The sequence below is a fragment of the Exiguobacterium aurantiacum DSM 6208 genome (assembly GCF_000702585.1).
In the GTDB taxonomy this organism is placed as follows: Bacteria; Bacillota; Bacilli; order Exiguobacteriales; family Exiguobacteriaceae; genus Exiguobacterium; species Exiguobacterium aurantiacum.
Map to the genome: position 1 here is coordinate 1569662 of NZ_JNIQ01000001.1, position 12698 is coordinate 1582359.

The 12698-nt window shown below is 53.0% G+C and carries 12 protein-coding genes; 11 read left to right on the forward strand and 1 reads right to left on the reverse strand.

The genetic code is table 11. From position 1 onward, the window contains the following. Positions 1 to 94: 94 nt before the first annotated feature. Genes dnaJ through P398_RS0108270 form a run of 3 tightly spaced genes read left to right on the forward strand, consistent with a single transcriptional unit; the run spans position 95 to position 2905 of the window. Positions 95 to 1198: a molecular chaperone DnaJ gene (gene dnaJ, locus P398_RS0108260; protein ID WP_024371428.1), complete on the forward strand. Its 1104-nt coding sequence runs from the start codon at positions 95 to 97 to the stop codon at positions 1196 to 1198. A gap of 17 nt (positions 1199 to 1215) precedes the next feature. Next, positions 1216 to 2154, forward strand: a complete 939-nt coding sequence (gene prmA / locus P398_RS0108265) for a 50S ribosomal protein L11 methyltransferase (protein WP_024371429.1) — start codon at positions 1216 to 1218, stop codon at positions 2152 to 2154. Positions 2155 to 2158: 4 nt separating this feature from the next. Then, positions 2159 to 2905: a 16S rRNA (uracil(1498)-N(3))-methyltransferase gene (locus P398_RS0108270; RefSeq protein WP_029334740.1), complete on the forward strand. Its 747-nt coding sequence runs from the start codon at positions 2159 to 2161 to the stop codon at positions 2903 to 2905. Between the two features lie 35 nt (positions 2906 to 2940). Here the strand turns inward: P398_RS0108270 and P398_RS0108275 are convergent, their stop codons facing one another. Beyond that, positions 2941 to 6606 carry a S8 family serine peptidase gene (locus P398_RS0108275; RefSeq protein WP_029334741.1) on the reverse strand — a complete coding sequence of 1222 codons (3666 nt, stop codon included), beginning with the start codon at positions 6604 to 6606 and terminating at the stop codon, positions 2941 to 2943. A gap of 317 nt (positions 6607 to 6923) precedes the next feature. On the opposite strand from P398_RS0108275, the gene P398_RS0108280 reads away from it, so the two are divergent. The 8 genes from P398_RS0108280 to P398_RS0108315 all read left to right on the forward strand — a co-directional run bounded on the left by P398_RS0108280 (position 6924) and on the right by P398_RS0108315 (position 12614). After that, on the forward strand, positions 6924 to 7568 hold the full coding sequence (locus tag P398_RS0108280) for a class I SAM-dependent methyltransferase (protein WP_024371432.1): 645 nt from the start codon (positions 6924 to 6926) through the stop codon (positions 7566 to 7568). After that, entirely contained in the window at positions 7565 to 8032 is a 468-nt protein-coding gene (locus P398_RS0108285) for an S-ribosylhomocysteine lyase (protein ID WP_021065678.1), read from the forward strand. Before P398_RS0108280 ends, P398_RS0108285 begins: the two co-directional genes overlap by 4 nt. After that, positions 8033 to 8971, forward strand: coding sequence for a PLP-dependent cysteine synthase family protein (locus P398_RS0108290; RefSeq protein ID WP_029334742.1), 939 nt, complete (start codon positions 8033 to 8035; stop codon positions 8969 to 8971). Then, positions 8937 to 10094 (forward strand): bifunctional cystathionine gamma-lyase/homocysteine desulfhydrase, encoded by a 1158-nt coding sequence (locus tag P398_RS0108295; protein WP_029334743.1) that lies wholly within the window; start codon positions 8937 to 8939, stop codon positions 10092 to 10094. The genes P398_RS0108290 and P398_RS0108295 overlap by 35 nt, the downstream gene beginning before the upstream one ends. Positions 10095 to 10239: 145 nt before the next feature. After that, a complete protein-coding gene (gene rarD, locus P398_RS0108300) occupies positions 10240 to 11103 on the forward strand; it encodes an EamA family transporter RarD (RefSeq protein WP_235263322.1) in 864 nt (287 codons plus the stop codon). Positions 11104 to 11193: 90 nt separating this feature from the next. Then, on the forward strand, positions 11194 to 11859 hold the full coding sequence (gene deoC / locus P398_RS0108305) for a deoxyribose-phosphate aldolase (RefSeq protein ID WP_024371436.1): 666 nt from the start codon (positions 11194 to 11196) through the stop codon (positions 11857 to 11859). Between the two features lie 77 nt (positions 11860 to 11936). After that, complete coding sequence (gene rpsU, locus P398_RS0108310; protein WP_029334745.1) at positions 11937 to 12131, forward strand: 30S ribosomal protein S21; 195 nt, start codon at positions 11937 to 11939, stop codon at positions 12129 to 12131. Positions 12132 to 12164: 33 nt separating this feature from the next. After that, complete coding sequence (locus P398_RS0108315; protein ID WP_024371437.1) at positions 12165 to 12614, forward strand: GatB/YqeY domain-containing protein; 450 nt, start codon at positions 12165 to 12167, stop codon at positions 12612 to 12614. Positions 12615 to 12698 lie beyond the last annotated feature (84 nt).

Sequence of the window (12698 nt, forward strand, 5' to 3'; positions counted from 1 at the left end):
AGGGTGCCAAAGCAGGTTTCTGCTTTGGCTCTTTCTATGTTAAGGTAGAGTCGGTAAAAATTGAACTTTATGTACAAGAATAGGAGAGAGTGAAGTGGCGAAACGAGATTATTATGAAGTGCTTGGCCTAGATAAATCGGCCTCGGCGCAAGACATTAAACGAGCGTATCGTAAGCTCGCGCGTGAATATCACCCGGACATCAACCAAGAGCCGGATGCGGCCGATAAGTTTAAAGAACTCGGCGAGGCGTATGAAGTGTTATCCGATGAACAAAAACGGGCCCAATACGACCGATTCGGCTTTGAAGGGGCAAGCCAGTTCGGCGGCGGTGACTTCCAAGGCGGGTTCGGCGATATCTTTGACATGTTCTTCGGTGGCGGCGGACGTCGTCAAGACCCGAACGCGCCGCGACGCGGTGAAGACTATCAATACGTCGTCGATCTCGACTTCATGGAAAGTGTCACTGGGAAGACGGAGACGATCGAACTCGAGATCGAAGTCGAATGTGACACGTGTATGGGCAGCGGGGCCAAACCGGGAACGAAACCGGAGACGTGTGGACGTTGTGGCGGCAGCGGTGTCGAGACGGTCGAGCAGAACACGATTCTCGGACGGATGGTCAACCAACGCCCATGTAGCCAATGTCACGGCACCGGGAAGACGATCAAAGAGAAATGTTCGACATGTCACGGCTCAGGCCATGTGAAGAAAACGCAACGCGTCGAAGTGAAAATTCCAGCCGGGATTGACAACGGTCAACAAATCCGGATGTCTGGAAAAGGAGGCCCTGGTTTCAACGGTGGACCGGCGGGAGACTTGTACGTCGTCGTCCGTGTCCGCGGTCACGAAATCTTTGAACGGGTCGACCAACACATCGCGATGGAGATGCCGGTCACGTTCACCCAAGCGGCGCTCGGTGCTGAAATCGAAGTTCCGACCGTACACGGTAAAGTCAGCTTGAAAGTTCCTGCCGGCACGCAGACCGGATCGAAATTCCGGTTGCGCGGCAAAGGGATGCCGAGTGTCCGAGGCGGTGGGCACGGGGATCAATACGTCACAATCGTCATCATGACACCGACAAACATGACCGATCGTCAAAAAGAACTGCTCCGCGAGTTCGAAGAGATTAGCGGAGAAGCAGGCGTCGAAGAACAACACGGGTTGTTCCAAAAGATGAAAAAGTTTTTTAGTCACTAAAAGGAGCGTGTGAAGCGATGAAATGGTCTGAAATTTGTGTCCACACGACACAACAGGCAGTCGAAGCCGTATCAAACTTATTACATGAAGTGGGGGCGCAAGGGGTCGTCATCGAGGACGTGGAAGACTACGACCAGATGATGGCCGAAGACCATTTCGGAGAGATTTGGGACGTTTCTGGACGTGACTCGTACCCGACGTCAGGTGTGTACGTGAAAGCGTACGTCCCGACGTCGAGTGATTTCCAAGACACGCTTGCCGCCTTTAAAAAAGAAGTCGACCGTCTCCGGGACGTGCTCGACGTCGGCACCGGTGACGTGACGGTGGCCGAGATGGACGAGGAGGACTGGGCCCATTCGTGGAAACAGTACTACAAACCGGTCAAAATCTCGCAACAGCTCACGATCGTCCCGTTATGGGAAGACTACGTGCCGCAACCGGAAGAAAACGTGATTTTACTCGATCCTGGGATGGCTTTCGGGACGGGGACGCATCCGACGACGATGTTGTGCATTCAAGCAATCGAGAACTACATCCAACCGAATGATCGCTTGATCGATGTCGGGACGGGATCGGGTGTACTCGCCATCGCGGCGGCGAAACTCGGGGCAAATCATGTCGAGGCGCTCGATTTAGATGCCGTCGCCGTCGAGTCGGCACGACAAAACGTCGAGACGAACGGTGTCGGCGACGTCGTCAACGTCAAGACCGGTGATTTGCTGAAAGGGATGACGGGTGAGTATGATCTCGTCGTCGCCAATATTTTGGCCGACGTCATCATGCTCTTCATCGATGACGCGTATGCGCGCGTCAAACCGGGCGGCTATTTCATCACATCGGGTATTATCGGACAAAAACGGGCGGAAGTGACCGAGGCGTTGAAAGCGGCCGGGTTCATGATCGAAGAGACACGGGTCATGGAAGATTGGGTTGCCATCATCGCGAAAAAGGGGTGAGGGCATGCAACGATACTTTCTAAACCGTGACGCGTTCGCGCATGACCTCGTCGCACTGCCAGCGGACGTCGCCCATCATATCGGCACGGTGCTTCGGGAAAGCCCAGGCTATCAACTTGTGCTCTTGGATGGGACCGGATATGAATACGTGGCCGAGGTGGTGACGCTCGATAAGAAATCGGGGACGGCGCGTGTGATTGAGAAGCGGCGGGCGACGACCGAACTGCCGATCGACGTGACGCTTGCTTACGCGCTCCCGAAAGGCGACAAAGTCGAACTCGTCGCGCAAAAAGCGACCGAACTCGGTTTGCATCACTTGCTGCTCTTCGAGTCGAAGCGCTCTGTCGCGAAGTGGGACGCGAAAAAAGCACCGAAGAAAGTCGAACGCCTTCAAAAGATCATGCAGGAGGCGGCCGAACAATCGTACCGCGCCGTCGTCCCGACGTGTTCTTATATCAGCTCACGAGAGTTGTCAGGACAGCTCAAGGCATATGATGCCGTTGTGCTCGCCTATGAGGAATCGGCGAAAGACGGTGAACAGTCGTCATTTGCCACAATCCTGCAGACACTAAAACCCGAGGCGCGTCTTCTTGTCATCGTCGGTCCCGAAGGCGGATTCGACGTGGACGAAGTGGCCGGATGGATAGAACAAGGTGGAGTCGCATGTGCGTTCGGTCCCCGAATCCTTCGCTCGGAGACGGCGCCGCTCTATGCGCTCGCTGCCATCTCCTATGCGCTCGAATTGACGTGAAACAGCTCTTGCCGCGTGCGGCAAGAGCTGTTTTTTTATTTCTTCGTCAAGGTGATCGTCTCTTTCGTGACGTTCCCCGCGAGGTCGACCGCCTCGAACGTGAACGTGTTTTCGCCAGAAACGACAGGCAACGTGAGAGTCTCGGTCCGTGAGAATGGACGCATCTCATACGGCGCCTTAAGTGCTTGGCTGAACTTCAAATCTCCGTTGACGAGAAGTTTCACTTCGTCAAAGTTGTCTTTCACCGTCACGTCTAAGCGGACGGTCTGTTGATTTTTATTAATATTTTTAGGAAGCTTCCCGAACGAGATCGTCGCCGGTGTCGCATCGACGAAGATCGTCCGTTGGAAATTGGCGACGTTGCCGGCCGCGTCCTCCGCGACGAAACGCAGTTTATGGACACCGTCGACAAACGTCCGCGTCGTGTTGAAGTCGTAACGCTTCGTCGATTCGTTGAACGTGAGCGGGACATCAATGCCGTCGACTTGGAACGACTGGATGGCCGATGCGTCTTGGATCGATCCTGAGATCGGGATGACCGAAGTCGCATACGGTGCGAGCGCGAGCGGCGCGGTCAAGAAAACTCCAGGTTTCTCCGCGTCTGTCGAATAAGCGACCGCTTTCGTCGTACTGTTACCGGCGTGGTCGGTGACGCGCACGCTGACGTTATCCGTCTCGCTAAGTGAGGCGAACGTGTGCGACGCCGAGGCGTTCATCGACGTGGCGACCGCTTTGCCGTTGACGAGATACTCGACCGAGCGTACGCCGGCGAAGTCGTCTTTTGCTTGGACGGCCAAACTGTCTTGAAGCCATTTCGCTGTGAACGTCGGATCCGTGTAGTCGACTTTGACTGGGAAGCGAAGTTTTTGTACCTCTTTTTTCATGTAATCGATGCTTGCTTCGATCTCATAGAAGTACTTTCCGGCCGGAGCTGGTTTCCCGTTCAACTGACCGTCCCACTTGTAGTCGGCTGAATAGTAGTACGGTGTGTTGCGTCCGCCGTCGAAGTAGTTTTTGCGTAACTCATCGTCTTGACGGAGCGTACGGACGACGTTGCCAGCTTCGTCGACGATGCGATATTTGACATCTTTGGCGTTTCGGAGCAACGAGAACACCGGTGTGGCTGCGTCTTTCACTCCATCACCGTCCGGAGAGAAGGCGATCGAATCGAAGTTCAATGAATTATCGAGGTTCACGCCTAGGTAATTCCCAGTCTGATCAACCATTCCTGCCGTTTCGTAGAACGATCCCGACTCATACACCGATGCATCGAAGATCGGTGCTTTGCCCCAGTCGCCTTCGAATCCGACGAATGGCACGACGAGGTCCGGGTTGCCTTCTGATCCTTTCGAATCGGTCAAGCGGACGAAGCCGTCGACGAAGTAGCCGTTCTCGAACACGTCTTTCGCTGCCACGAGGCCGCTCAACGTTTTCGGGTTCAACACTTGTGCTTTCGAGACATCGACAGCGACTTTGATTTCTGTCTTTTGCTTCGGTTTTAGCTTCACAGCGTTCACACGTTTACCATTGATCGTCACTGTCGCGTTTTGAAGCGGCTGGGCTTCCATCGCGTTTTGAATGACACCTGCCGTGCGCTCGATTGCGAGGTCAGTCTGGAGTGACGACGACACGTCGTACGAGACGGCTTCGTTCGACAAGTTCTCGACGACAAGCGTGAACGTCGCTTTACTGCGGTTCAATTCTTTCAGTGCGACTTTCGCTTCTTTCGACGTTTTCTCGTAAGCGACGGCCGGAGTCGAGACGGCGGCATGCAATTGCATCAAGCCGGCTCCACCGCGACGTGGCGTGTACGGGATGTTTTGTTTCAATTGTTGGTTGTACGGACCGATGTCGGTCACGGCTTTCGACGTGTTGATTAACAAGTTCTTCGCCATCGTGACCCGGTCGACGCCGTCGAGAACAAACTGTTCGTCGACACGTTGAAGGACGAGGGCGGCTCCGCCTGCGACGTGAGGGGCTGCCATCGACGTCCCGCTCATGAGCCCGTATTGGTTATCGTTGAGCGTCGAGAAAATCTGACCGCCCGGAGCCGAGATTTCAGGTTTGAAGTCAAGGTTTGGCGTCACGCCCCACGATGTGAAGTTCGATAAGGCGCCGGCCGCGCGGTTGGCGACGCTAATACGGTCCCCGTTGAACCCGATGCGCATCTGTTCGCCAGCGACGAGACGGTCGCGTAACTCGTTACCGTCTTTAATGCTGAGGGAGGCCATCGGAATTTTTGGGTTGGCGAGCGCCATGCTGACGTAGTCACCATGACCGACCGCGCCTCGCACGATAACTCCGGCCGCGCCTTGCGCTTCGGCCGTCAGTTGGATGTTCGAGTAGAAGTAGGCACCGTCGCGAACAGCAACGACAATCTTCCCTTTGACGTCTTTGCCGACGTATTGGCTAGGCTGACCGTCGCCGACGTAGACGATATCATATTCGCCGTTTGAAAATGCAGGTCCGTCTTGTTTCTTCCAACCGATTTTCTCGGTCTTCTCGCCTGAACGGACCGAGAAGGCGTCGAGTTGGATTTGGTCGTTCTCGAGAGAGGCGACCGATGTCGAGGCGGAGCTGACACTCGGGGCACCGACGACGCCCGTGTCCGGGTTATTGGCGTAAGGCAAGTCGTAGCCGTTTCCGAAGTAGGCCGAGTTTCCTGCCGAGATCGACATGAACACACCGTTGTCGACTGCGCGCTGGACGGCTTGTTGTTCTGGCGAATCCGCACTGACGAACCCTGCCGTCGAACCGAGGCTCATGTTGATGACGTCGGCACCAAGTTTGATGGCATCGTCGATCGCTTTAATATAGATGTCCCCGTAAGTCGAAGCGTAGTTCGGGTCATTACTGAACACTTTAAGACCGAGTACTTGTGCTTCCGGCGCCACACCTTTCAAGCCACCGGTCGCTTCATCCCCGTTCGCGGCGACCGTGCCGGAGACGTGCATCCCGTGCATCGAGGCGCCCGGTGAATCGTCGCGGATGTCATCGTTCTCATCGTAGTAGTTGTAGGCGTATGGAACTTTATCGTTTATGTAGGCACCTGCCAAACCGAAGTCGGTAACAGCGGACGCTACTTCTGATTCGGATAGCTCTGCTTTTGAGCGGTCGCTCAATCGGAAGTCGCGGTGGTCCGCGTCGACGCCTGTGTCGATGACGGCGACAATCGTTCCTTCACCCGTATAACCGTAGTCGCCCCATGTTTGTTGCGATTGGACCATGCCGTTGCTCGTCACCATGTCAGGCTTCACTTCCGGACGCTCATATTCGTTGACGAGGTGGATGGCGGCAACTTCAGGTAACGCCTCGACTTTTTGAATGTCTGACGTCGTCATGAACGTACTGAAGCCGTTGAACACGGTCGTGAATTCTTCGATCGGCTCAGCTTTCACACCTTTTTTTGAAATCGCATCTTTCGCTTTCTTTTGTTCCGCTTTGACGAGACCGTGGGCCCGGTCTTTCTCTGTTTTCGTGAGGGCGTTAAACTTCTTTCCTTTTTGTTTCGCTTGCTCGATGGCAGGGGCGCCGATGAGCTCGACGACGACGCGTACTTTTTCATGCTTGTCCGTGACTTCGATACTTTGTTTCACAGATGGTTTCGCGAGTACAGGTTCAGCACCGAGACCGAGTAGGCCTGGCGTCAACGCGAGGCACGTCGCGAGGGATACGTTTACGTAAAACTTAGGTTGTGGCAAAATGATGTCCTCCAATCAATTTTTAAATGATTTAATCCATTTGTGGAAAATCATAGCGGAATAACGATGATAAATCCTGTATTTTTTAAACGATAGGGTAATGAATTTGAACAAATTAAAAAATTCTGACAATTACTTTTGACCTACCTCTCCAACGGCGAGGTAGGTCTTTTTTCATTTAGTGTGAAAAAAACTAAAAATTCATCTCATTCAAAAACAATTCACTTGAGATTTTTTTGGAAAGTTGGTATTGTCGGTGTATAGAATTCATATAAAACATATCAACATAGTCGGAATAAAAAGGATGAGGTGAATCGATGGGGCTTCAGTTCATGGAAATCTTCAAAGAATGGGCGTCGCAGTACGATGAGACAGTGAGCGGGCACGACGAACAATATAAAGAAGTGTTCGCCGGATATGACACGATGCTTGACGAGGTCGTTGAGCAGTTAGAAGGGCGCGTCATGGAGTTTGGCGTCGGGACGGGTAATTTGAGTGCCCGTATTCTAAAACAGCACGAGTTGATCGCGATCGAGCCTTCTGATGAGATGCGGGAGGTAGCGGTTCAAAAGCTCGGGATTGAAGTGGAGACAGGCGACTTCTTGAACTACCCGGCCGAGCAACGCGTTGATTCGATTGTATCGTCCTACGCGTTCCACCATTTGACGGACGACGAAAAACGTCAGGCAATCGAGAGTTACGTCAACGACCTCGATTCCCCTCGCTTCGTCCTGCTCGACACAATGTTCGCGTCTGTCGAGGCACGAACGGAAATCATCGATTGGGCCGTATCGCAAGGTTTCACTGACTTGGTAGAAGATTTGAATCGCGAGTATTATCCGTACACAGACACGATCCGCTCGATTTTAGAAGACAACGGATACGCTGTGCAGATGGAACAGAAAAACAAATTCGTTTGGCTCGTCGTAGCCACGAAACAATCAGGAGGAACGCAATCATGAAAAGTTATAAAGTCGAAAGCTTTAACTTAGACCATACAAAAGTACAAGCGCCTTACGTCCGTTTAGCCGGAGTGAAGAAAGGAACGGCCGATACGATTTATAAATATGACATCCGCTTCATTCAACCGAACGAGGGGCTCATGCCGATGCGGGCCGTCCACTCGCTCGAGCATTTGATTGCTGAAAACAGCCGCAGCCATTCGAATCAAATTATCGATGTATCGCCGATGGGTTGCCAGACAGGCTTCTATTGGACGATGCTCAACGATGGGGATTACGAAGCGATGCTCGACCTCGTCGAAGCGACACTCCGCGACGCTGCGAACGCGACGGAGTTACCGGCGCAAAACCCGATTCAATGCGGAAGCGCGAATCATCACGATTTTGAGGGCGCGAAAAAGCTCGCGGCCGATATGCTGGCGAAGCGTGACGAATGGCACATCATCTTCAAGGACGAGGCGTAAATGATCGTCCGGGATGTGTATGAGCTCGTCGGACATACCCCGCTGATTGAGTTGACGACGTTACCTATCCCGAAAGGTGTCAAAGTGTTCGGCAAGATGGAAATGCGAAATCCTGGCGGGAGCGTGAAAGATCGGCTCGGCCTTCAATTGATTGAGCGCGCCATCGAGCGGGGACAACTCAAACGCGGGGGGATGGTCGTCGAACCGACCGCCGGGAATACAGGGATCGGACTAGCGCTCGCCTGTCAAAAGTTCGGGATTAACCTGATGACGGTCACCCCAGAAAAGTTCAGTCAAGAAAAGCAGGCGCTTATGCGCCTGCTCGGGGCGACCGTCATCAACACGCCGACAGAACTTGGAATGAAAGGCGCGATCGAGCGAGCGAAAGCGCTGGCACTTGAGCACGACGCGTACTTGCCGGAACAATTCTCGAACCCGGACAACCCAGACGCGTACGTCGAAACGCTCGCCTTGGAATTGCTGCACGACATTCCGCACATTGACGTATTCATTGCGGGAGCAGGTTCCGGGGGGACGTTCACGGGTGTCGCGAAAACGATTCGACCGAACGGTACGAAAACGATCGTCGTCGAGCCAGAAGGGTCGATCTTGAACGGTGGCGCTCTTGGTCCGCATAAGACCGAAGGAATCGGTGTCGAATCGTGGCCCGTCTTCCTAGACGAAACATACGTGGACGGCATTTATACGATTACAGATGAGGAAGCGTTTTACTACGTCGCCCATATGGCCAAACGTGAAGGTCTTCTCATCGGTAGTTCATCGGGCGCTGCCATTGCGGCATGCGTCAAAGAAGCCAATCAAATGACAGACGGCGTGATCGTCACGATTTTGCCGGATAGTGTGGAACGATATTTAAGTCAAGGGATAGTCGAGGAGGCAGAACATGCGTACAAAAACAGCACTCATTCACGGCGGTAAAACGACCGACCCGCTCACTGGGGCGGTCACACCGGCCATCTATCAAACGAGCACGTACAAACAAGACGGAATCGGGAATCTGCGGGAAGGGTATGAGTATTCACGTACCGCCAACCCGACGCGTACAGCTCTCGAGACGCTGATCGCGGACATCGAGGGCGGGGCACGCGGATTCGCGTTCGCCTCAGGGATGGCGGCAGTATCGACGATTTTGATGCTCTTAAAATCTGGGGACCACGTCATCGTCGGTTCTGACGTATATGGGGGAACGTACCGTGTATTCAATCGAGTCTTTCAATCACTTGGCCTGGAGGCATCTTTTGTCGATACGGCCGATGAAACGGCGGTCCGTGCCGCGCTTCAACCGAACACGAAAATGATTTACGTCGAGACGCCGACGAACCCGCTCTTGAACGTCACCGATTTGAAGCAGATGCGTCAAATCGCGGATGAGGCAGACACGTTGTTCGTCGTCGACAACACGTTCATGACGCCGTATTTCCAAAATCCGATCGAGTTCGGAGCGGATTACGTGCTCCACAGCGCGACGAAGTATTTAGGTGGCCATAGTGACGTCGTCGCAGGGCTCGTCGTTTCTCGGACCGAAGAACTTGGTGAGGACTTGGCGTTCCTCCAAAACTCGGTCGGCGCCGTCCTTGGACCACAGGATAGCTTCCTAGTCGTCCGTGGCATCAAGACACTTGCCGTCCGGATGGAAGAAATCGAATCGAACGCACTCGCGCTCGTCGACTTTTTGACAAAACATGAGGCGATCGGACGCGTATTGCACCCGAGCGTCGCAAGCGATGAGGCGAAGCGCGTGCATACGTCACAAGCACGTGGATTCGGCGGGATGATCGCGTTTGACGTCGGATCGGCCGAAGCGGCAGAACTCATCGTCGCGAAGACACATTACTTCACGCTCGCGGAAAGTCTTGGCGCGGTCGAGAGTTTGATCAGTGTCCCGGCACGGATGACCCACGCGTCCATCCCTCCGGAACGACGCCTTGAGCTTGGGATTACGGATGGGCTCGTCCGCATCTCCGTCGGTCTTGAGGATGTGGCTGATTTGATTGAAGATTTAGAACGAGCGCTCGCATCCGTCGCGACGATTTCAAACTAAAGGAACAAACAAGAGAGGCGCTGCTTTCGGCACGTCTCTTTTTGTCGTGTATATATGAAAGAAATGTGTTGAATGTCGATAACGCATCGACTAAACTGACGTTAATTGAATGAGAGGGCAGGTGAATATGTTGAATAAAGGAGTCATGACCACAGTCGGCGCGTACGTCATGTGGGGGGTCCTCCCGATTTATTGGAAGTTTCTACAAGAGATCCCGAGCAGTCAAATCCTCGCGCACCGGATCGTCTGGTCGTTTCTCTTCATCTTGCTCGTCTTAAAGTGGACGAAACAATGGACAGAATTCAATTATGCGCTCAGGCACCGGGCGACACGAAACGCATTCATGTTGAACGGGTTTATCGTCAGTGCGAACTGGTTTGTCTACATATGGGCCGTCAACAACGGTTATATCATCGAGGCGTCACTCGGCTATTACATCAATCCGCTCGTCAGCATGGTGTTAGGGGTGCTCGTATTTCGGGAATCATTAAACCGTGTCCAATGGCTCGCCGTCGGCGTGGCGACGGTCGGTGTGCTCGTCTTGACGTTCGGGTACGGGTCGTTCCCTTGGATCGCGTTCGTACTGGCGAGCACGTTCGGCTTTTACGGGTTGGTGAAGAAGCGACGTCCGCTCGCCTCGACGGTCAGTCTCGGGATCGAGACGCTCGCTGTCGTCCCGGTCGCGATCCTATTCCTTGGGTTTGAGGCGTCGCGCGAGACACTCACGTTGACGACGTCACCAGTCATTTGGCTCGCCCTTCTCGGCACGGGGGTCATGACCGCGTTGCCGCTCTTATTGTTCGGTTACGGGGCCCAGCACATCCCGTTCACGCTCGTCGGTTTCCTGCAGTTCATCGCCCCGACGCTCAGTCTTGCCATCGGCGTCATCTTATATCATGAACCGTTCACGGCATATCACATCTTCGCGTTCACATGTATATGGGTCGCCATCTTTTTCTTCAGTTGGAACAGTTGGGTCCAGACGAGAAAACGGCGTCAACTCATATAAATGAAAGCTGTTACAAAGGAAAGAAACATGATAATATGTTAGATGTCAGACCTATATGTCAGACTAATTGATCGAAGGAGGAATTTAACGATGGAATTAGCACGTTATATCGACCACACAGCTTTGAAGGCTGAGACAACGAAAGACCAGATTACGAAACTTTGTGCAGAGGCGCTCGAATACAAGTTCGCTAGCGTCTGTGTCAACCCGACATGGGTAGCTTACGCGGCTGAACAGCTCAAGTCAGATGACGAGGTCAAAGTTTGTACGGTCATCGGATTCCCACTCGGAGCCAATACGCCAGAAGTGAAGGCGTTTGAAACGAAGGACGCGATCGCCAAAGGTGCGGACGAAGTCGACATGGTCATCAACATCGGTGCGATGAAAGACGGCGACTTCGACCTCGTTGAACGCGACATTCGTGCGGTTGTCGAAGCGGCGAACGGTACGCTCGTCAAAGTGATCTTCGAGACGTGTCTCCTTACGAAAGAAGAAATTAAGAAAGCGGCTGAATTGTCTGTCAAAGCAGGCGCGGATTTTGTGAAGACGTCAACGGGCTTCTCGACAGGTGGAGCGACGGTTGAAGATATTCAACTTATGCGTGAGACGGTCGGACCTGATGTCGGTGTGAAGGCTTCTGGCGGTGTCCGTGACTTCGAAGGCGCGAAAGCAATGATTGATGCCGGCGCGACACGCATCGGTGCTTCGGCTGGAATCGCCATCGTCACAGGCGGTCGTTCAGATAGCGACTATTAATAACTAGTGGTTGACCTTACGAATTAATTTCACTATAATATGTTATGACGTGTGAAACACGTTTCCTTAGTCGTGTAATTCGGAGGGAGGGAAAACTAGTGGAAACTCGTGTCCGTAAAAACGAATCGCTTGAAGACGCTCTTCGTCGTTTCAAACGCGGTGTTTCGAAAGACGGCACTCTTGCCGAAGTTCGTAAACGTCGTCACTACGAAAAGCCAAGCGTAAAACGCAAATTGAAATCAGAAGCTGCGCGTAAGCGTAAGAAATTCTAATTTCAGTTTCTTTTGTAGAAAGGGTGTTGGCTCATGAGTCTTCAAGAACGCTTGACGGACGACATGAAGCAAGCCATGCGCGCCAAACAAAAAGATCGTCTCACGACGATCCGGATGGTGAAAGCGTCGCTCCAAAATGAGGCTATCAAATTTGGCCGACAAGATCTTACCGAGGAAGAGGAACTCACGGTGCTCAACCGAGAGATGAAACAGCGCAGAGACTCCCTCCGAGAATTCGAAAGCGCTGGTCGTGAAGATCTTGCTTCTAAAGTTGCTGACGAGATTGTCGTGCTAGAGGCCTATATGCCTGAACAGCTTTCTGAAGAGGATGTCACCGCAATCGTCAAGGCAGCTATTGCCGAGACGAACGCGGCGGGTCCGTCTGATATGGGTAAGGTGATGGGCGTCGTCATGCCTCAAGTTAAAGGCAAGGCAGACGGTGGTCTTGTGAACCGAATTGTCAAACAACAATTGACGAACTAATGAATTGGCAGTGTCTTTTGGAAATTCCAAAAGATTCTGCCTTTTTTTGCGTATTCTGAAACCACATTCAATCTCGTTTCGTAT